The following is a 21,153-nucleotide window of genomic DNA, read 5'->3' as shown; positions in this document are numbered from 1 at the left end:
ATTTTTATTTTTATAAAACCTTTATAACTCATCATAATGAATTACATTTATTATATGCCTACTATAATCTTAATATATATGTTCAGTATTTCGTATAAATATACCCCTCCAACTGAATATATATTAACCAAATAAACTAAATATATTATTTGTCTTTTTAATAAAAATTAATAAGAATAACCAAGGTCAGAGTTTTGAATAAACTTGTTCAGTAAAACTATAGGCAAAGGATTGATTGTATGCTGACATTACTTGGTGTTGGCATGATTTTGTGCTTCATGTACTTAATCATGTCCAAACGTTTAAGCCCTATTATTGCTTTAATTCTCATCCCATTTATTTTTTCTCTTATTGCCTGGGGCCTAGGTCACTACTTTGAAAGTTTGAGTCACATTGAACTCAAAGGTCTCAGTGAGATGATGCTAGAAGGCATCAAAAAATTAGCGCCAACTGGCGTAATGCTTTTATTTGCAATTTTATATTTTGCCTTAATGATCGATGCAGGTCTTTTCGATCCACCGGTTAAATGGATTTTAAAAAAGGTTAAAGGCGATCCTTTAAAAATCACAATGGGAACCGTGTTCTTAACCACAATGGTTTCTTTAGATGGTGATGGCTCAACAACGTATATGATTTGTGTAGCTGCAATGCTGCCACTTTATCAACGCTTAGGAATGAATACACTCATCATGACTGCACTTATGCTGTTATGTAGCGGTGTAATGAACCTAACACCATGGGGTGGCCCTACAGCTCGTGCTGCAAGCGCCCTGCAAATTGACCCAAGCCACATTTTCGTACCAATGATTATCCCTATGGTCATTAGTATTGGTTGGTTATTCTTCTTGGCATACCTATACGGTCGTTACGAGCAAAAACGTTTAGGCGTTATTGAGCTTGAAACTCACCATGGCGACAATATTACTGTATCGAAAGATCCTGAAGCGACCCGTCCACATTTACGTAAAGTAAATATGGTGCTTACCATCCTTCTTATGATTGCTTTGATCAAAGGCATCTTGCCTATGTCTGTGTTGTTCATGATAGCATTCTGTATCGCAATGCTCATTAACTACCCAGATGTTGATATGCAGAAAAAACGCATTGCAATGCATGCAGACAGTGTCTTAGCTGTTGTGGGCTTAATTTTTGCAGCAGGTATTTTCACAGGAATTTTATCTGGTACAGGTATGGTTGAGGCGATGTCTAAAGAGTTCGTCGCAATGATTCCTCCAAGCATGGGTCCATATCTTGCACCAATCACTGCTTTAGTGAGTATGCCGTTAACATTCTTTATGTCAAATGATGCTTTCTTCTATGGTGTTTTACCAATTCTTGCTGAAGCTGCTTCACATTATGGTATTAGCGCAGAAGCGATTGCTCGTGCTTCGATTGTAGGTCAACCTGTACACTTACTTTCACCACTTGTTCCATCTACCTATTTGTTATGTGGTCTTGCTAAAGTCGATTTTGCCGACCATCAAAAGTTCACTTTAAAGTGGGCATTTATAACTTGTCTGGTATTGATGGGAACTGCTTTAGTGATTGGTGTTTTCCCACTCTTTAGCACGCTTTAATTATTCATATGCAATAAAAAAGCCCCAATCGGGGCTTTTTTTATTTCTGTACATATTCAATTAAGTGATCTAACACAATGTTAAAATGCAATGTAATGTCTTCTTCTAAAATTTTATAAGCATTATCAAACTGAACCATTGGCCAACCTTCTTTCCAAAATGGAAAAATATTGTGTAGACCTTCAGTCACGATCGCATCTTCACGACTAATCGCTTGAGCAACTTGAGCTAAAACCTGAGCGGTTTCTGCACCATCAATAGCTAAATAATCAATACCACGTGCTTTAAAAATACGGATACGGTCTTTTTTATAACGAATCTTTTTCGCCTGACCTGAATTCAAGCCTAATGCCAGCGTAGCAGCTTCTACAAACTTTTCTTCAAAGTTTGCATTCAATGCAACTAAAGCCTGTTTATGTGCTTCTTGACGCCCAGCTTTCCCCCCATTACGGATAATCTCATTTGCTTCCGTATCCAGCTTATCTTTTTTCATAGACTGTAAAATGTCTAAAATTTCGATATCGCTTAAAGATTCAGGAGATTGCTCAAACATAGGAGTCCTTATACATACAACTAAAGGCATATTCTCTCATAAAAGCACTACTAAAGCAGAGTAAAATTTTAAATAGCCTATTATCTTGACTATTTTTATAGTCCTAACTTCATAGACTACACTCATAAAATCAAATAATTCTTTGATTATAATTTTAATTATTTGCCAAATTAATTTTACCCTGATAATATTATTTTACCCAGATAAAAATATACGGCTAAAATGAATACTAAAATCACCTATACTGCTTTCACTGGAAGCACGCTTATTGCGAGTGACTCCCTAGTTGAACTTGCAAAAAAACTCAAAGATATTCCTAAAAAAACGGAAAATATTCTGATTTTTAACGATCAAACAGGTCAACAAATTGATCTTGATCTTTCTGGTTCGGAACAAGAATTTCAACAACGTTATGCTGAACCGGAAGAAATTAAAAAAGTTGGACGACCTAAACTCGGAGTAATTTCTCGTGAAATCACTTTACAGAAAAAACATTGGGATTGGCTAGATCAACAAAGTGCGAGTGCATCAGCAGTAATTCGTAAGTTAATTGATAAAGAGTTAAATAACCCAAATTCTGAAGGTAATATTATGCTCGCTAAACAAGCCATCGACCGTTTTATGTCTGCCATGTTGGGTAATATGCCAAATTACGAAGAAGCAACACGCGCCTTATATCAAGGCGATCGAGATATATTTTTAAAGATGATTCAGAGCTATCCTAAGGATTTAAGAGAATATTTAACTTTAAAAACTCAAAGTATTTTCTAAACCCAATAAAAAAAACCCACTTACGCGGGTTTTTTCAAAATCACTTCAGCCTATTAAAGACGGACTAATGCAATAATTTGTTCAACCAACTCATCTACATTTTCAGTAGTAATGCTAGTATCAGTACCTTCAGCTACAGTAGTCAAAACAGTTACGCCAGTTTGACGGAGCAAAGCAACTTGTTCTTCGGTTAAATCAACTTTAGCAATAGCAACTACGCCTTGCTGAATTAACGAACTTTCGATGACTTGAGCTTGCTCGAGTGCTTTTGCAGAAACTTGAACTGCTGCTGGCTTTTGGCCTAAACGTGCAGCACGGTCTTCAGCAGTAACAGGATTACTATGCGCAGTCCACTCTACCGCAGACTCAACCATACCCGCACCAACCGTTACATTGCTTAAACGATCAATGAAAATAAATGAACCTGTGTATCGTGAATCTTGATATTGATCAAATACGACTGGTGCATCAAACTCAACCACAACGTCTGCAATTGCATTTAACTCAAGCTCTTCAACCTGAGTATGCTCAAGCGTATTTACATTCACACGATAGTGAATATTAGTCACTTTCGCAGGAACAGTCTGCGTACCAATCTTAACGTTGTACAACTTACCTTTCACAAGCGGATGTTCATTCATCCACACCACTGAAGCACGAACACTACGTGAAATTAATGGTTGCTCGCCAGCACGTACCAAAACGTTACCACGGCTAATATCAATTTCATCATTCAACGTTAATGTTACAGCTTGACCTGCTACAGCCTGCTCAAGGTTTCCATCAAAAGTAACGATTTCTTTAACTGTTGAACGCTTACCTGATGGTAATGCAACAATCTCATCGCCAACGTTGATTTCACCTAAAGCAACAGTACCAGCAAAACCACGGAAATCTAGGTTTGGACGGTTCACATATTGAACAGGGAAACGGAATTCGTGTTTGTTTGATTCGCGACTAATTTCCACAGATTCAAGAATGCTCATCAAGGTTTGACCCTTGTACCAAGCTGTATGCTCAGAAGCATTTACCACGTTATCGCCATTTAAAGCAGAAATCGGTACAAACTGAATATTGGCTGGACGACGATCACCTAATTGGTTTACGAAAGCATCATATTCAACCTGAATTTCGTTAAAACGCTCTTCAGAGAACTCAACTAAATCCATTTTATTAATGGCAACAACAATATTCTTAATACCAAGTAAACTTGCAATAAAAGTATGACGACGTGTTTGTGTTTGCACGCCATAACGCGCATCGATCAAGATAATTGCAAGATCAGCTGTTGATGCACCTGTTGCCATGTTACGGGTATATTGTTCATGCCCCGGTGTATCAGCAATAATAAACTTACGCTTTTCTGTTGAAAAGTAGCGGTAAGCCACATCAATGGTAATACCTTGCTCACGCTCAGCTTGTAAACCATCTACAAGTAATGCTAAGTCTGGTGCATCGCCCGTGGTTCCTACTTTTTTACTATCACGCGTTACGGCTTGCAATTGATCTTCATAAATCAATTTTGAGTCGTAAAGTAAACGTCCAATTAAAGTACTTTTACCATCATCTACGTTACCGCAAGTCAAAAAGCGCAGAAGGTCTTTTTGTTCATGTTGCTTCAAATAGGCCAAGATATCTTGACTGATTAATTCTGATTGATGAGACATTGCTCAAACTCCACAAATTTAGAAATTGTCTTAGAAATAGCCTTCTTGCTTTTTCTTTTCCATTGAGCCCGCTTCATCATGGTCAATCATACGACCTTGACGCTCAGAACTAGTGGCTAAAAGCATCTCTTGGATAATTTCAGGTAACGTATCCGCTTCAGACTCAACTGCACCAGTTAATGGATAACAGCCAAGCGTACGGAAACGTACAGACTTCATCTGTGGAACTTCACCTTCTTTTAAGCGCATACGTTCATCATCAACCATGATTAACGTACCACTACGCTCTACTACTGGACGAACAGCAGAGAAATAAAGAGGAACGATTTGAATATTTTCTAAATAGATATATTGCCAAATATCCAACTCAGTCCAGTTAGATAAAGGGAATACACGAATACTTTCACCTTTGTTCACTTTACCATTGTAAAGATTCCAAAGTTCAGGACGCTGGTTTTTCGGATCCCAACGATGCTTGCTATCACGGAATGAATAAACACGCTCTTTCGCACGTGATTTTTCTTCATCACGGCGTGCGCCACCAAAAGCAGCATCAAATTGATATTTGTCCAAAGCCTGTTTCAAAGCTTGGGTTTTCATAATATCAGTGTATTTTGAACTGCCATGATCAAATGGATTGATTCCAGCTTCGCGACCTTCTTTGTTCTGATGAACGATTAAATCAAAGCCATGCGTTTTTGCCATGTTATCGCGAAATGAAATCATCTCTTTAAATTTCCACCCAGTATCTACATGTAATAATGGGAATGGAAGTTTAGCTGGGTAAAACGCTTTTAACGCAAGATGAAGCATTACCGCAGAGTCTTTACCAATTGAGTAAAGCATTACCGGATTTTCAAATTCAGCAGCAACTTCACGGATAATATGAATGCTTTCAGCTTCAAGTTGCTTGAGATGTGTGAGTCTTGATTCAGTCATGAACACGTCCTTCTCTATCCATTTTGCCCATAAAATCTAGAAGTGGTATTAAACCACCACGTAGAAGACCATGTGGAGGAACGAGTGCCATAACAACTCCAATTTTTCGTGATAAATAATCCAACCACAAGCCTTTATATGGCTTATAGCATTAGTTATGCATTATAGTGATTTAAAACCGATTCCTTTTGCTTGTTTTTTCATATTGATATTCGATTTCATCATATACAATATAATATGCTGATTCACTTACACAACTTTGCAATCGTAGCTTGTGCAGCCAACTTAAGCAAATCATGATCTACTCTTTAGATTTCTCTAAAAACCATAAAAAAAGAGAAGCCTTAATAGCTTCTCTTTTCTAAAACATAATCTAATCTTAGAAACCGAACATTTTACGTTCTAATGGAATTTCAATCCCAATCGATGCGCCTGCATCATTACCTTCTAGATCAGAATCACTTACCCAGCCATTAATTTTTAATGGAAGATCAGGTTTAAGGTAATGTGTCCAAGTTAAATCAAGCGCTTTAATTTCATCATCTTTAGGGAACGCTTTATTGATGGCCAAGCTAGATTGGTTAACCTTAACCACCATAGCACGACCACTTAAACGGTTCATGACATCAAAGCGGATATCACCACCCACTGAATACATTTGCCCATCACCACCCATCGCGTGACCTAATGGGAAACCATGCTGGTAATAACCATCTTTATAAATATAATGATTATAAGAAATACCTTTTACATCGTTATTGGTGCGCGTATCAGCCCATTCCGCATAAAGTTGGTACGGCATGTCATTGTAACTAGAAGAATAATCAACGCCTGCTAAATACATTTTCTTAGAAGGTAGTAAACCAGCTTCATCTTCACCCACATACTGACCATAAATACCAACAGGAGTATTTAAAAGAGTTTGTAGATTTAAACGAGCATCAAATCCTGCAATTTGATTAGATCTGTCTTCGGAAGCATCATAAACATTATCATTGCCCTTAATCGCATTCCATAAAGAATCCCAGCTTTCAGAGCGCCCCTCACCACCCCATTGTAAAGTTCGAGAAGCGCCGAGCTCTAAATATGGTAATGGTCTTGCAGTTACACGCAAACCTAATAATTTAGCATCTGGAACTGCTTTATAGTCATCTAATTGGCCAGCAAAAGCTTGATATTGCCACGGTCCAATCCAAGATAACCATTTACTCTCAAAAGCATTTTGTACTGCACGTTGTGCGGTTACACCATAAACTGGACGACTAGCATCACCACGAATTAAGCTTCCATCATGTCCAGGACCCCACCATGTTGGAATTTGACCAGCAACTACCCACTGATTCCAAAGTTTACCTGCAACATATGAACCTTCAACATTCACATCTTGCCCATTGTCAATTTGCGGATCTTTTTCAGCATTTACACGAATTTTTGCATCCCAGTTTTCACCGCCTGCATTAAACTCTAAAGAACCTTGATATTGTGATTTCTGGTTATCACCAAATGCTTGGGGAACATTTTTGATATCAGTTTCAGCAAAAGCGCCCACTTTAACTGTATTGTTATCTGCTTTTAATGCATTAAGAACTGAATTAATAACTTTTTGTTGAGCTGGATGAGACACTTCTGCCCGAGAGAGTGCTCGATGAATTTCATCGCCACTTAACGGCCAGGTTGAAGTGCTAATATTGATAACACCTTGTTGATTCAACCAATTTAAGTCTGTACGTAAGTCCTCATCATTTAGCACCAAACCTTGTGCAAAAATAGCGGATGAAGCAGTTGCCAATATTGCAATCGAAAGTGTTTTTCTTAGAAACATGCCAGCACAATTCTCAAAGTTATTTATGAGCAACACCTTAAATTTTTTATCACAACTTTGCAATTGTTAAACTGTGCAATTACATTTTTTAACGCTATCTTAAGATTAGTGTAGATAGGTAAGTTTTTGAGATATATAAGTAATAAAAAAGGCAGTATAAATACTGCCTTTTTTGCCTTTAGAAGATTAACCTTCTTTACGACGCATGTGCGGGAATAAAATTACATCACGAATACTTGGTGCATCGGCAAATAACATGACTAAACGGTCAATACCGATACCCTCACCAGCAGTAGGTGGCAAACCATACTCAAGCGCTTCAACGAACTCTGCATCGTAATGCATTGCTTCATCATCACCAGCATCTTTCTCTGCAACTTGGGCTTGGAAACGTTCAGCCTGATCAATTGGATCGTTTAACTCGCTGAAACCATTTGCCAATTCACGACCACCGATGAAAAACTCAAAACGATCAGTAACATGCGGATTGTCATCATTACGGCGAGCGAGTGGAGATGTTTCAGCTGGGTATTCAGTAATAAATGTTGGCTGACGTAGTTTAGTTTCAACTGTTTCTTCAAATACGATAGTTTGAAGCTTACCTAAACCAAAACCTGGCTTAACTTGTTCTTTTAACTCTTCACGAATAAATTGAGCAAGAAACTCACGGTCACCAACATTTTCAGGTGTAAACTGTGGGTTATTCTCTAAAATCGCATCAAACATAGAGATTTTTTTGTATGGCCCTTTGAAGCTAAACACTTCACCTTGGTAAGGCACATCAGTTGTACCTAAAATATCCAAGGCCAATTTTTCAATCATATTTTCAGTTAATGCCATCAAGTCTTTATAGTCAGCGTAAGCTTGATAAAACTCGATCATCGTAAATTCAGGGTTGTGACGTGTTGAAACACCTTCATTACGGAAGTTACGGTTAATTTCAAACACACGTTCAAAACCACCAACAACCAAACGCTTTAAGTAAAGCTCAGGTGCGATACGCAAAAATAAAGGCATATCCAAAGCATTATGATGTGTTTCAAACGGACGCGCAGACGCACCACCCGGAATCACATGCATCATTGGCGTTTCAACTTCCATGAAACGTTCATTGTTTAAAAATGCTCGAATTCCAGCAACTACTTTGGCGCGGATTTCAAAAGTTTTACGTGTTTCTTCATTCACAATTAAGTCAAGATAACGTTTACGATACTTAACTTCTGTGTCATTTAAACCGTGAAATTTATCTGGTAACGGGCGAAGCGATTTCGTTAAAAGCTCAAAACCTTCAAGGTGAACATACAAGTCACCTTTTCCTGAGCGTCCGATATAACCTTCAGCAGCAATAATGTCACCAAGATCTAAACCTTTAATAGTCTCGAGGATATCTTTTGGTAAACCCTTACGGTCAACATATAACTGAATACGGCCTGTCATATCTTGAATAACCATGAAAGATCCACGGTTTAACATGACACGACCAGCAATTTTTACATAGACATGCTCAGCGCTTTCAATTTTTTCTTTCGACTGATCTTTAAATTGTTCTTGTAGGTCAGCAGCGTAGTGTTCACGCTTAAAAGTATTCGGCCAAGGACTCTTTCCAGTTTCCTTCGCAACCTCTTGGATTTGCTTTAATTTGGCATGACGCTGTGCAATTAAATCGTTTTCGGAAATAGTTGGTTCAGAAGTCGATTGAGCGTTTTGTTGCGTCATCTCTGCCTCGATTAAGTAAAAATTAAGTGCTATATCTTAACAGATTGCGGGAGTTTTTCGAATGATTTCAATCAAACAAAAATGAAAAAAGACAATTTTATAGAAACGAACACTACTTTTTAAAGGCAAAATGACTTAGACCAATCGCTAAGATCATTTTTTAAAGCATTTAGTAAAATATAAAAAAATCCAAATAACCTCGATATTCAAAAGGCCCTATTTGCCTTTTATTTTATCAATGAGATTGTGTAGCAAATAATGAAAATTCTATTTTTACATGGCTTGGATTCTTCTCGTGAGTCGACAAAGTTCCATGCCATTTTACATCCTGAAAAATTTTGTATTGACGTCGATTATCGTAACTTAAGTTATGCATCTATTGAGTACTTTTACCATCAGGCTATTCAGACGATCAAACCAGATTTATTGGTGGGTCATAGCATTGGAGGCTATTGGGCGCTAAAAACTGCTGCTCAACATAAATTAGCTGTTATTGTGGCGAATCCAAGTCTTACACCTAACTTTCGGACTGACTATCCTCAACTTTCTGAAGACGAACTCACTCTCTCTAACCCTAAAATGGCTTATTTAGAGTTAGGAGATGAGCAACTTGATATGTATCAGGTTCAAGAAAAACTTGCCCCTTACATGAACATCGAAACTTTTGAAGGTGGACATCATCGCTTGGCCTATCCTTCACGACTTAATGATCTCATTATGAAAATTTATAAAAAATATTTGGCTTAGATTTATATAGTTTGATTTTTGAAAAAATGGTTTTATACGTAAATAAACGAAGCTCTATTTTGCTTCTGCCATTTTTTTAACCACCTCAAAACCTTGAACAAAGCCACTTTTCAACATGCCCATATATTCGGGTAAGGTGGCCAATTCAACTTTTAAAGTGGTTATATTATCTTTTTGGGTTAGAAAATATTTTTCTAAGGAACCACTCCACCCTTTAACCTCTTCACTTTCTAAATCTTCCTTACCCTCCTTAATCATTCCTAAATGTTTAAAAATTAATATTTCCGGTTTTTGCATTTGTTCAATCGTTGAAACCATGCCATTTCCTTCACCGTCAAGAAAATAAGTTTTACCACCTATTTGCCAGTCGGTACGCATGGAGGAATCCGGCGCAAAGAATTTCGTCCAAGCGTTATATGTCTCGCTATTCCAAAGTATGTCCCATACTTTTTCTATAGGCGCCTCAATTTCTACTTCATATACTAAATTTTCCATATTTCACTTCCCTGATTTATACCGTCTTAATGACAGCAAATTTTAATTTTGGGTTTTAATAATGACATTCTGTCACATCATAGTTTGTTGTTATTTAGCTTTCGTATGAGATGAATCTTTTAAATTATGAGGTGCTCTTTATTTCAAGATATTTTCATCAATAAAATTAATTTTAAGAATGCATTAGTTATTATTAGTTTATGGCGAAGTTTTGCCTAAATAACCACTTATTTGTCCTAACCTGCCATTCATCTTTGCTTACGAATGATTAAACTCCGTTATTTACTTTACTTTGAATGTAGAACTGCGTAAAAATTTGATATCCAATCAAAGGCACATTGGTTATTATTGACCGGATCGTAGTTACATTATTAATAGATGGAATAGTTTTACTGAAAGGCAGCTTTGAGCAAACTTATCAGTGCGGAGAGTCTCATGAAAAAATATCAATGTATCGTTTGTGGATGGATTTATGACGAAGCGGAAGGTTGGCCACAAGACGGCATTGCAGCTGGAACAAAATGGGAAGATATTCCAGATGACTGGACTTGCCCTGATTGCGGCGTTTCAAAAGCTGACTTCGAAATGATCGAAATCTAAGAACGTAAAGTAAAAGGCCATGATCGACATGGTCTTTTTTACGAATATTACCAATCACCGTATTAAATAAATAATTCTAACTCTGGAGAAAAAAATGCATCCTATCGTCATTATCGGATCAGGCATGGCGGGTTATACCTTAGCACGTGAGTTCCGTAAGCTTAGCCCAGAGCAAGAACTTGTGATGATTTGTGCGGATGATGCAGTGAACTATGCAAAGCCAACATTATCAAATGCATTTGCAGGTAAAAAAGCACCTGAACAAATTCCTTTAGGCGATGCGACAAAAATGGGTACTCAACTCAATATGCGTATTGAGCCTTTTACCTTTGTGAAAGAAATTTTAGCTGAACGCCATGAGCTTGTTCTTGAAAAAGATGGTGTAACTTCACAGCAACCCTATTCAAAATTGATTTTAGCCGTGGGTGCTAACCCAATTCGCCTTGCAATTGCAGGTGATGGTAGCGATGACATTCATGTTGTGAACTCACTTATTGATTACCGCGCTTTTCGTGAAAATCTAGCTCAGCGTAAAGACAAACGTGTTGTTATTTTGGGTGCAGGTTTAATTGGTTGTGAATTTGCCAACGACTTACTTCATAGTGAATATGACATCACTGTCATTGATTTAGCACCGCAACCATTAGGTCGTTTACTTCCATCACATATTGCTTCTGCTTTCCAGCAAAATCTTGAGGAAGCTGGAGTAAAATTTGCACTCGGAACCACTGTTGAAAAAGTTAGCAAAATTAATAATGGCGAAGATTATGCGATAACACTCGCAAACGGACAAACATTGGTTGCGGACCTTGTTCTTTCTGCGATTGGTTTACAGCCAAATATTTCACTTGCTCAAAGTGCAGATATTCAAACAAGCCGTGGAATTATTACCAATGGTTTACTGGAAACAAATCAAGCAGACATTTATGCAATTGGGGATTGCGCAGAGGTAAATGGTACTTTACTTCCATATGTAATGCCTATTATGCAACAGGCTCGTGCGCTCGCGAAAACACTCAGTGGACAACAAACTACCGTTCATTACCCTGCAATGCCAGTTGCAGTAAAAACGCCAGCTGCTCCACTTACAGTTTTGCCAGCTCCGGTTGATGCGGAAGTGAACTGGGAAACAGAAGAGTTCGACGATGGTATGCTTGCCAAAGCAATTGACAATGAAGGAACATTGCGTGGTTTTGTATTGTTAGGTGCAACCGCAGGTAAACAACGCTTAACTTTGACAAAGCTTGTCCCAGATCTTATTCCAGCCCAAGCATAAGGTTTGTATCAGGAATACTCACTTACAGAGTATTCCTTTAAGGAATGAATAACATGAATAGCGCCTTACAGTTTAACATTTCACCGTACACATCTTTCATGCAAGAAACCAAAGTCAACTTAGGCAATGGAATTGAGTTACATGTAGAAGTAGGTGGAAAACCAGAACATCCAACCATTTTGCTGATTATGGGCCTTGGTGCTCAAATGCTTTTTTGGCCAGATTTCTTCTGTAAATCGCTGATTGATCAAGGATTTCGTGTTATTCGTTTTGATAACCGTGATATTGGCCTTTCTTCAAAAGTACGTCACGAGGGTAAACGGTTAAATACTGTCAAATTGATGGGCCGCTTTGCACTGGGGCTAACTAATCAGGGTGCGCCCTATACTCTGCATGATATGGCAGACGATGTATCTATGCTCATTGATCGTTTAGGCGTGAACAAAGCGCATGTCATTGGTGCATCAATGGGTGGGATGATTGCTCAAATTCTTGCAGCAAAATATCCAGAAAAGGTTGAAAAATTAGGGCTCATGTTTACAAGTAATAACCAGCCTTTTTTACCACCACCTTTTCCGAAACAACTTTTGAGTTTAATCGGTAAACCTGAGTCACGGGACGAAGAAGGGATTGTGAATCATAGTTTAAAACTATTTCAACTGATTGGTTCACCTGGTTATATCAACCAGATTGAAGCAATACAAACTGCGCGTAAGCTTTATCAACGTAGCTACTATCCTGCTGGTGTACTTCAGCAGTTTTTAGCAATATTATGTACAGGCTCCTTACTACAACTGGACCGTGAAATTAAGCAACCCGCTTTAGTCTTACATGGCTCTCGCGATCGCTTACTTCCCCCTAGCCACGGTAAGGCTGTAGCAAAAGCAATTTCCGGTGCTAAGTTTGAATTAATTGATGGAATGGGGCATGATATCCCTGCACATTTTATTCCACAGCTTAGCGGTTTATTTGCGCATCATTTTAAATCATCAGACTAGGACACTATGGCTGCATTACCCTCACTAAGACAGCTATCATATTTAGTTACGTTGTCGGAAACTTTGCATTTTACTGAAGCAGCACGCCGCTCTTTTGTCACTCAATCGACGTTATCAGGCGGCATCATGGAGCTTGAACGGTTATTAGGTGGCGTTCTGGTAGAACGTGATCGTCAGAATGTGCGTTTAACACCTTTAGGTGAACAAGTCGTTGCTCGTGCCCGTGTACTACTAGCAGATGCTCAAGATTTAATGCGTTTGAGCCGTGAAATGAGTGAGCCGTTAACGGGTGATTTGCATTTGGGTGTTATTCCAACCATTGCACCTTTTATCCTGACACGCTTACTTAATGAAGTGCATCAGCAGCTACCTAAAATTCAGCTACATTTGCATGAAGCACAAAGTGAAAAAATTGTAGAGCGCCTAGAACACGGTAATTTAGACATGATCGTTCTTGCTCTACCGTTTGACACCAGAGGTCTAAAAGTCGCTGAAATTTCGAAAGAAAATTTGTACCTTGTATGTAGTAAACAAGATACCAATGCTCTTCAAGCAAACTCTCTAGATGATCTTGATTTATCAAGACTAATCTTGCTTGAGGAAGGCCACTGTTTACGTGACCACGTTTTGAGTGCGTGCCCTATCGGTGAGCGTAAAAACGACAACCGTTTAAAAGCAAGCTCTTTACCAACGTTAGTTGAAATGGTTTCTTCTGATTTAGGCTTTACGCTTTTACCAGAAATTGCAATTGAAAATAGTATGATCAAGTTTAATGATCAGATTACTGCAAAACCAATTGAAGATGCACCGAGCCGTACTTTAGCGCTAGTGACTCGTAAAAGTACACCATTGCAAAGTGAGTTCGATGTATTACTGCAAATTATGCAGAAAATCACGACAAGAATACATGAATAAAAAAAGGAGTCTTCGGACTCCTTTTTATTTTATTGAGGCGTCAAGGATGCCCACTTAAACACCCAAGCAGATGGCATATTCAAACTATTATCAGCGATAATTTTTTCTCTAATAATTTGTGCTATGGCATAGTCATTTGCAGGGTCTATCATAACTCGTATTCCTTTAGTCGTTGCACTGGTTACAACCTTGTACCCTTTCGCTTCTAACCGTGACTGAATCGTACTTGCCTTATTTTGATTAGCCGCTAATGCAACTTGTACCATCCATTTCTTTTCACCATTTTCCAAAATTTCTTTAGCGATCGCTGCATCAAGTTGCTTTTTACTGTCAAAATTTTTCTTTTCTTCTACTTTCTTGGTGTGAACATCTTCAATTTTCTTTTGGGCTAAAAACTCATCTTGTTTTGGTTTTCTTTTCTGGATGACTATTGTTTTATTTTTGTCCCCACTTTTTTTCGCTTTATCATTAGAAGGATTTACAAAATAAGGATACATCGCTTGATCATCAAATCTTTGAAATACGATGATATCCCCATAACACTTCTGATCTGCATAGGCGGTCACTGGCATTATCCCCAAAAGTATTTTAATAAGTAAACTTCTAATAAAGCATTGCATCTTATTCATTTACCAAAGTTAAGTATATTTAATGCGGCGTATTAAAGTAGATTTCTTGTGATTTGTATATTTTTAAAATTCAATGTTTTATGTAAAAAATCACATATTTTAAAAACATATTGCAGTGCTTCAAATTATTGTCGTTTATCCAGCAACCATTTAGAAAAACTAACTAAATTACTTTGAATTTCAGTTAATTAAAAAAGCCGACAAAATGTCGGCTTTTATTTAATCTTGAGAGTTCATTATTTAATGATTTCCAATAATGCCCTTTGAGCATTATGCAATTTTTCACCCTCTGCTGGCTCAGCACGAATCCAAGTACCGTCACCTTGTAACAGCCATGCCTGTTGATTATCTTGTAGGTAGTTCACCAAACCTTGTTGATAAATACGTTTTTTCAACGCAGGATCTTCAACAGGGAAACAAGCTTCAACACGATTAAATAAATTACGGTCCATCCAGTCTGCACTTGAACAGTAAATACGCGCATCACCATTATTACTAAAGTAATAAACGCGAGTATGCTCAAGGAAACGTCCTACAATTGAACGCACTCGAATATTCTCTGATAAGTTAGGCAAACCCGGACGTAAACAACAAATCGAACGGATAATCAGGTCAATCTGAACACCCGCCTGAGAAGCTTCGTACAATTTATTGATTAACTGAACTTCGGTTAACGCATTCACTTTAACAATGATTTGAGCTTTACGTCCTGCCTTAGCATTGGCAATTTCTTCATCAATAAAGTTAATGAGCTGAGCATGTAAGGTAAATGGTGCATGTAATAGCTTTTTCAATTTCGCCATTTTGCCCATGCCAGTCAGTTCTTGGAATATACGGTGTACGTCTTCACACAGATCTTTATCTGTGGTCATGAGACCATAATCTGTATAAATTCGAGCATTCATCGCATGGTAGTTACCTGTTCCTAAATGAACGTAACGCACCAATTTGTTATTTTCACGGCGCACCACCATGATCATTTTGGCGTGAGTTTTATAACCAACTATGCCGTAAACAACGACTGCCCCAGCCTCTTGTAAAACGTTCGCTACTTCAATATTTGATTCTTCATCAAAGCGAGCACGTAACTCAATGACTGCAATAACCTCTTTTCCATTTCGAGCCGCTTCAGCCAAAATTTGCACAATTTCAGAATTAGCACCACTACGATATAGCGTCTGTTTGATTGCTAATACCTGCGGATCACGTGCAGATTCGCGTAGCAATTGAATAACTGGCGCAAAAGACTCAAACGGATGATGCAGTAAAATATCCTGTTTTTGCATTGCCGAGAAAATACTCTCAGTCTTTTTAAACACTTTAGGCACAACTGGCGTATGCGAGTCGTAACGCAAATGCGGACGTTTAAAATTTGAAACCAGACGAGCTAAGTTTACCGGACCATCAACTTTGTATAATTGCTCATCGGTTAAATCAAACTCTTCCAGTAAGTACTCATAAATATGTTGTGGACAATTATGGGTTACTTCCAAGCGAACGGCACGACCAAAACGACGAGAACTTAATTCACCTTTTAATGCTTTAGCTAAGTCTTCAACATCTTCATTCAATGCCAAGTCTGCATTACGTGTAACGCGGAATTGGTAACATCCAGTTGCTGTCATTCCTGGGAATAAGTCAGACACATGCTCATGGATAATTGCCGATAACATCACATGATGTTCTTTACCACCCGTTAATTCATCTGGTAGTCGTACAACGCGAGGCAATGAACGTGGTGCAGGTACAACAGCCAAATCAATTTGACGACCAAAAGCATCTTTACCTTCAAGAGTGATAATGAAGTTTAGGCTTTTATTCACAAGTCGTGGGAATGGATGTGCTGGATCTAAGCTAATTGGTGTTAATACAGGTGCAACTTGTTCCTGAAAATATTTTTTTACCCAAGCAGATTGGGCTGGAGTTAACTCACCACGACGTAAGAAGCAAATATCTTCTTCACGTAGCTTTGGTAAGATTTCCTCATTTAAAATACGATATTGACGCTCAATCGCAGCATGAGCAGTTTCAGAGATTTTTTGTAAGACCTGTCTTGGCGTAAGACCATCCGGGCTACGACTCTCATTGTCTAGAGAAAATTGCTCCATCACTCCGGCAACACGGATTTCAAAGAACTCATCGAGATTACGTGAAAAAATGAGTAAGAAATTCATTCGCTCAAGTAATGGATGTAAAGGGTCTACCGCTTGTTCCAATACACGCAAATGGAAGTCAAGAATAGACAATTCACGATTGATATAACGGTCATTATAACTATATTCTATTGGGGTCGTTGTTGGTGTAATCGCTGTATTCATGTCTAACTCAATTCTCTATCCAGCCAAAATCTCTATAAACCAGTATGCTGCAAAAATATGACAATTTGGTAAAAACTAAAAAATTAACACATCTTTAAAACAGCATTATTCAGGAATCTGGGTGCTATTCATATAACGTAAAATAACGCGTTTTCTATATTGTAGTTTATGATCGTTACGGTGATCTTGATAATATTTCGGATCAGGCAATAATGCGGCTAAGAAAGCAGCTTGTTCACGCGTTAGGCTTTTAGCACTTTTACCATAATAATGTTGAGCGGCTGCTTCAATACCATACAGATTTTTGCCGAATTCAACCGAGTTCATATATACCTCAAGAATTCGGCGTTTTGACCACATCCGCTCCATCATCCAAGTCGCGACTGTTTCTTGGCCTTTGCGAATAAACGAACGCTTATTGTATAAAAAAAGATTCTTTGCAAGTTGTTGAGATACAGTAGAACCGCCAGCAACAACTTCACCCTCTTCATTATTTCGCTCAAGGGCAAAACGAATACCCTGCCAGTCAAAACCATGATGATGGATAAATTTTGCATCTTCACCCGCTAAAATCGCATGTTTGAAATTGTCGCTAATATCATCATAATCAAGCCACTTATGGATGATCGGCTCTGATGTATCAGACCAATAATCAATTCGCATGAACATGGTGGTATCCACTTCATGTGTCCGCCACCAAACCAAACTCGAAAAAATCCAAAGTTGAATAAGGAGAATCGCCCCAATAAAAATTAACAACACGCGAACAATAAAAGCTTTCATGTTCGTCCTGATCTCCTGTATTCAACTTTTTTCATGTTAAGCTGTAAAGCATGTTCATATATAACAAAAGCATAGCATGACTCAATATCAGCCTCCGCACATTAATCGTAAACTCAATGTACAAAATTGGTGGCTGACCGCCCTACTCATCGCAATCAATGTAGGTTTGTTTGTCTGGCAAATTATATCTGGCGTCGATATTAGTGACCCAGCTATGAAAGACGCCATTCATTGGGGGGCTGATTTTACACCACTTACTTTTTCTGGGCAGCCCGAACGTTTATTTACCAGCATGTTTTTTCATTTTGGTTTAGTTCATCTCATGCTCAACATGTGGGCCTTGTATATTTTCGGTAATGTTGCTGAGTCACTATTTGGTCGCTTCTATTTTATTGGGATGTACTTACTCGCCGGCTTATTTGGTAGCCTTTTAAGTAGTTATATGACGATTCAAAATGGACATGAATTGCTGCAACATTTTGACCAGAGCTTGCTTCCGCATGTCAGTGCAGGCGCTTCGGGTGCGGTGATGGGATTAGGTGCTGCATTAACAGTGCTTTCTTTATTTCCACCACTACCTCATCAAGCCTACATACTCGATAAAAAAGCATTATTAATGATTATGGCAATCAACCTTATTTTTGGTTTTGTCGCAACGGGAATTAATAATGCCGCGCATATTGGCGGCATGATTATTGGGGCATTTCTTGCGCTGATGGGGTACTTAAGTTATGTCAGCAAATTTAAAAATACGCTGAAACTTCTAGGCTTATTAGGAGCAGTTGTAATTACAGGTGGTTTTTATATGTACTGTGTACAACTCAACTCCCCTTTACTTCCGTTATGGCATGAAATCATCATCCAGAATCCTGACATTATTCCTTAAGCTACAGCTGGTTTAGTTCTCTTAAGCTTTGTAAAGGTGGTAAGTTGCAAAGATAGCCTAGTCGATAACGGCCTATCAGGGCACAAACTAACATCATGCCAATTGGTAGAATCAACCATATTTCAACATGCCACTGTATTGCCATATTCATTTTATAGCTTGCAATAGCACTAATCACTTCTGCAAAACAGCAGGCAACTATACCTGCTAATAATCCTAAAAATCCAACTTCAAGACTGAGCATCTGCTTCATTTTATTCTTAGACAATCCAAATGAACGTAACAAAGCAACTTCACGGCGTCGCTCATCCATTAATAAGTTTAAGCATGCAATCAGTACTAAAACCCCAGAGAAACCCACTAAAGCCGCCAGTACCGTCACAATTTTCACTAAAACATTCATTAAACGCTTTACTTCATCTAAAATTCGATCGACGTCAATAAAGACGGTATTTGAAAATTGCTGAATAATATTGATCATTTTGGGTTGGTCTTGCTTAGGCACATAAAAACTACCTAAATAACTTCCAGCATTTTCATCTAAAGTTTTCGGTGAAAAAATAAAGAAAAAGTTAGGACTAAAACTTTCCCATTCTACACTTCGAAAATTAACCACTTTGGCCTGTAAATTACCTTCCGGTAAACTAAAGGTAAGCTTATCTCCAATTTGAATACCAAGGCTTTCAGCCGTTTTGTTTTCAACAGAAACTTGCCCTACACCACTAAACTGAGCTTGACCATTTGTAATGGCATTGTCATTCGGTAAGTGATTAGACTGAGTTAAATTTAACTCACGACGTAAAGAGTTATTTTGTTTTATAGCCTCTTCTGAAAAAGGTACATCATTCTTCGCTAGCAATCGGCCGCGGATATTTGGATATAAAGGAGTGCTTTGCCAACCATTTTGTTTCAACTGTTGTTCAAAAGCTTTTAAATCAAATGGAGGCAAACCATAAACAAACTGATTAGGCGTTCCTTCGGGAAGTTGTTGCTGCCAACGCTCTAATAAATCAGTTCTTAATACACTGAGTACTGTAATAAGGCTTAATCCTAAAGCTAGAGCAGTAATTTGTAGTGCGCTTTGGGAAGGAGAACGAATATAAAAAGACAAACGATTTTTCATCTTTTTTAGGCTACGAAGCAACAACCAGACAGCGGTGTAAAGCAAAATACAAAGAACGATAATCGCAGCCAAAACCATAATGCTGAGCATCAAGTTTTCACTCAACACCAAACTAAAAACGATCAGGCTACTAATGCCGGCAAAAAACATAAAAAATAATGATTTTCGAGATTTTGCTTGTTCACGAATAACACGAATTGGAGGCGTATTTAAAAGCTCCCAAATGCTTGGCAAGATAAATCCAAGCAAAACAATTACACTTGTAAAAATGGCGATTGGCAAAGGCCCAAGTAAAAGTGGTATTACCGAAAAATTTAATTCCAATTGAGGAATCAATTGCAACATGAGTTGAAGCAGGCCATAGCCCAATATCAGCCCCAATAGGCTTCCTATAACAATCGAAATCGCACTAACAACACAAAGTAATCCAATATATGCCAATAAAATTTGGAATTTACTTCCCCCTAAACACCGGATGAGCGCAATGTGATCTTGGTTCTGTTGAACATATCGTTGGCTCGTTAAAGCGATGGCAATACCACACAATAAAATCGTTAAAATATTGGCCAACTGTAAAAAGGTATCAAGGTTTTCAAGTGGACGTAATAATCTGCTATTCGACTCACTTGCATCGCGTAACCGTAAACCCGCTGTTTCGTCTAGATCTTTAGTAGTTTGATGTTGTTGTTTAAACTGCTTAGCAAAAGTCTGTACCTGTTCTGGTTTACCTGCCATTAATAAACGATAGTCAATTCTACTGCCTGTCTGAATTGCATGAGTTTTAGCAATATCAGCTTGATGGATAATAACCGTAGGAGAAAAGCCAGAGAAACCTAACTCTTGGTTAGAATCACGTACAATCACACCACTAAAACGAAATGTACCATCCGCAATAGAAACAGCATCATCCAGTTTTACTTTTAATAAATCTGCCGCCCTTTGGCTTAACCACACCTCACCAGACTGAATCCCTTGGGTAGTTGGCGCAATTTCAAGCTGTCCTCTTAGTGGAAATAAAGGCTCTATCGCTTTCACATTGACCATGACAAACTGGTCTTGTGTATGGGCCATAGAACTAAACATAGTGACATTGGTTTGCTTGAAACCAAGCTGCTCTGCTCTTTTTTTCCATGACTGTTCTATCGGTTCGTTATTCGACAGAACTAAATCAGCACCCAACATTTGAGAAGCCTGTAAACTGACAGCATTTTTAACTTGGTCATTGCTAAATTTCAGAGCAGTTGTGGCACTAATCGCAAGTGAAAGAGCAATAATGAGTAGATATAGACCACCCGTGCGGAAACTTTGTAGTAAAAGTGGTTTTAGAAGATTACGCAT

20 protein-coding genes are annotated in these 21,153 nt (G+C 38.2%); 9 read left to right on the top strand and 11 right to left on the bottom strand.

The window, feature by feature from the left end; translation table 11 throughout:
- Positions 1–239: 239 nt before the first annotated feature.
- Entirely contained in the window at positions 240–1,577 is a 1,338-nt protein-coding gene (locus RMB03_RS20380) for a CitMHS family transporter (protein WP_005042217.1), read from the top strand.
- A gap of 40 nt (positions 1,578–1,617) precedes the next feature.
- Here RMB03_RS20380 and RMB03_RS20375 read toward each other — a convergent pair whose 3' ends face one another.
- Positions 1,618–2,130 carry a hypothetical protein gene (locus RMB03_RS20375; protein WP_005042220.1) on the bottom strand — a complete coding sequence of 171 codons (513 nt, stop codon included), beginning with the start codon at positions 2,128–2,130 and terminating at the stop codon, positions 1,618–1,620.
- 222 nt (positions 2,131–2,352) lie between these two features.
- Here RMB03_RS20375 and RMB03_RS20370 point away from each other — a divergent pair, with 222 nt between their 5' ends.
- Positions 2,353–2,901 (top strand): DUF2239 family protein, encoded by a 549-nt coding sequence (locus RMB03_RS20370; RefSeq protein ID WP_311077382.1) that lies wholly within the window; start codon positions 2,353–2,355, stop codon positions 2,899–2,901.
- 53 nt (positions 2,902–2,954) lie between these two features.
- On the opposite strand, the gene cysN is transcribed toward RMB03_RS20370, so the two are convergent.
- The 5 genes from cysN to lysS form a co-directional block, all read right to left on the bottom strand.
- Positions 2,955–4,568, bottom strand: a complete 1,614-nt coding sequence (cysN, locus tag RMB03_RS20365) for a sulfate adenylyltransferase subunit CysN (protein WP_133746567.1) — start codon at positions 4,566–4,568, stop codon at positions 2,955–2,957.
- Positions 4,569–4,598: 30 nt separating this feature from the next.
- Positions 4,599–5,507, bottom strand: a complete 909-nt coding sequence (gene cysD, locus RMB03_RS20360; RefSeq protein WP_004641806.1) for a sulfate adenylyltransferase subunit CysD — start codon at positions 5,505–5,507, stop codon at positions 4,599–4,601.
- Positions 5,500–5,631, bottom strand: coding sequence for a hypothetical protein (locus tag RMB03_RS20355; protein ID WP_080026499.1), 132 nt, complete (start codon positions 5,629–5,631; stop codon positions 5,500–5,502). The genes cysD and RMB03_RS20355 overlap by 8 nt, the downstream gene beginning before the upstream one ends.
- Positions 5,632–5,886: 255 nt before the next feature.
- The gene (locus RMB03_RS20350) at positions 5,887–7,329 is read right to left on the bottom strand and encodes a capsule assembly Wzi family protein (protein WP_281831318.1); all 1,443 of its coding nucleotides are present in this window, start codon (positions 7,327–7,329) and stop codon (positions 5,887–5,889) included.
- 186 nt (positions 7,330–7,515) lie between these two features.
- The gene (gene lysS / locus RMB03_RS20345) at positions 7,516–9,045 is read right to left on the bottom strand and encodes a lysine--tRNA ligase (protein WP_311077381.1); all 1,530 of its coding nucleotides are present in this window, start codon (positions 9,043–9,045) and stop codon (positions 7,516–7,518) included.
- A gap of 258 nt (positions 9,046–9,303) precedes the next feature.
- Between lysS and RMB03_RS20340 the strand changes: the two genes are divergently transcribed.
- On the top strand, positions 9,304–9,792 hold the full coding sequence (locus tag RMB03_RS20340; protein ID WP_311077380.1) for a YqiA/YcfP family alpha/beta fold hydrolase: 489 nt from the start codon (positions 9,304–9,306) through the stop codon (positions 9,790–9,792).
- 54 nt (positions 9,793–9,846) lie between these two features.
- Here the strand turns inward: RMB03_RS20340 and RMB03_RS20335 are convergent, their stop codons facing one another.
- The gene (locus RMB03_RS20335) at positions 9,847–10,287 is read right to left on the bottom strand and encodes an SRPBCC domain-containing protein (protein ID WP_003653046.1); all 441 of its coding nucleotides are present in this window, start codon (positions 10,285–10,287) and stop codon (positions 9,847–9,849) included.
- Between the two features lie 435 nt (positions 10,288–10,722).
- On the opposite strand from RMB03_RS20335, the gene rubA reads away from it, so the two are divergent.
- The 4 genes from rubA to oxyR all read left to right on the top strand — a co-directional run bounded on the left by rubA (position 10,723) and on the right by oxyR (position 14,076).
- On the top strand, positions 10,723–10,887 hold the full coding sequence (gene rubA / locus RMB03_RS20330) for a rubredoxin RubA (RefSeq protein ID WP_000760495.1): 165 nt from the start codon (positions 10,723–10,725) through the stop codon (positions 10,885–10,887).
- 94 nt (positions 10,888–10,981) lie between these two features.
- A complete protein-coding gene (gene rubB / locus RMB03_RS20325; RefSeq protein WP_005042233.1) occupies positions 10,982–12,163 on the top strand; it encodes a rubredoxin reductase RubB in 1,182 nt (393 codons plus the stop codon).
- A 53-nt stretch (positions 12,164–12,216) separates the two neighbouring features.
- A complete protein-coding gene (gene estB, locus RMB03_RS20320; protein WP_005042235.1) occupies positions 12,217–13,161 on the top strand; it encodes an esterase EstB in 945 nt (314 codons plus the stop codon).
- Between the two features lie 6 nt (positions 13,162–13,167).
- Positions 13,168–14,076, top strand: coding sequence for a LysR family transcriptional regulator OxyR (gene oxyR / locus RMB03_RS20315; protein WP_003653052.1), 909 nt, complete (start codon positions 13,168–13,170; stop codon positions 14,074–14,076).
- A 29-nt stretch (positions 14,077–14,105) separates the two neighbouring features.
- Here oxyR and RMB03_RS20310 read toward each other — a convergent pair whose 3' ends face one another.
- Positions 14,106–14,696 (bottom strand): SPOR domain-containing protein, encoded by a 591-nt coding sequence (locus tag RMB03_RS20310; protein WP_311077471.1) that lies wholly within the window; start codon positions 14,694–14,696, stop codon positions 14,106–14,108.
- Positions 14,697–14,753: 57 nt separating this feature from the next.
- Here RMB03_RS20310 and RMB03_RS20305 point away from each other — a divergent pair, with 57 nt between their 5' ends.
- A complete protein-coding gene (locus tag RMB03_RS20305; protein WP_080026496.1) occupies positions 14,754–14,882 on the top strand; it encodes a hypothetical protein in 129 nt (42 codons plus the stop codon).
- Positions 14,883–14,941: 59 nt separating this feature from the next.
- Here RMB03_RS20305 and ppk1 read toward each other — a convergent pair whose 3' ends face one another.
- Together ppk1 and mtgA are read right to left on the bottom strand one after the other, a co-directional pair.
- Entirely contained in the window at positions 14,942–17,023 is a 2,082-nt protein-coding gene (ppk1, locus tag RMB03_RS20300; RefSeq protein ID WP_005042241.1) for a polyphosphate kinase 1, read from the bottom strand.
- A 105-nt stretch (positions 17,024–17,128) separates the two neighbouring features.
- A complete protein-coding gene (gene mtgA / locus RMB03_RS20295; RefSeq protein WP_005042244.1) occupies positions 17,129–17,806 on the bottom strand; it encodes a monofunctional biosynthetic peptidoglycan transglycosylase in 678 nt (225 codons plus the stop codon).
- A gap of 76 nt (positions 17,807–17,882) precedes the next feature.
- On the opposite strand from mtgA, the gene RMB03_RS20290 reads away from it, so the two are divergent.
- Positions 17,883–18,692 (top strand): rhomboid family intramembrane serine protease, encoded by an 810-nt coding sequence (locus RMB03_RS20290; RefSeq protein WP_311077379.1) that lies wholly within the window; start codon positions 17,883–17,885, stop codon positions 18,690–18,692.
- Position 18,693: 1 nt separating this feature from the next.
- On the opposite strand, the gene RMB03_RS20285 is transcribed toward RMB03_RS20290, so the two are convergent.
- On the bottom strand, positions 18,694–21,153 hold the full coding sequence (locus RMB03_RS20285) for an FtsX-like permease family protein (protein WP_311077470.1): 2,460 nt from the start codon (positions 21,151–21,153) through the stop codon (positions 18,694–18,696).

Source organism: Acinetobacter sp. V91_7, assembly GCF_031799075.1.
Taxonomy (GTDB): domain Bacteria; phylum Pseudomonadota; class Gammaproteobacteria; order Pseudomonadales; family Moraxellaceae; genus Acinetobacter; species Acinetobacter calcoaceticus.
This window is presented reverse-complemented; position numbering and strand designations above follow the sequence as displayed.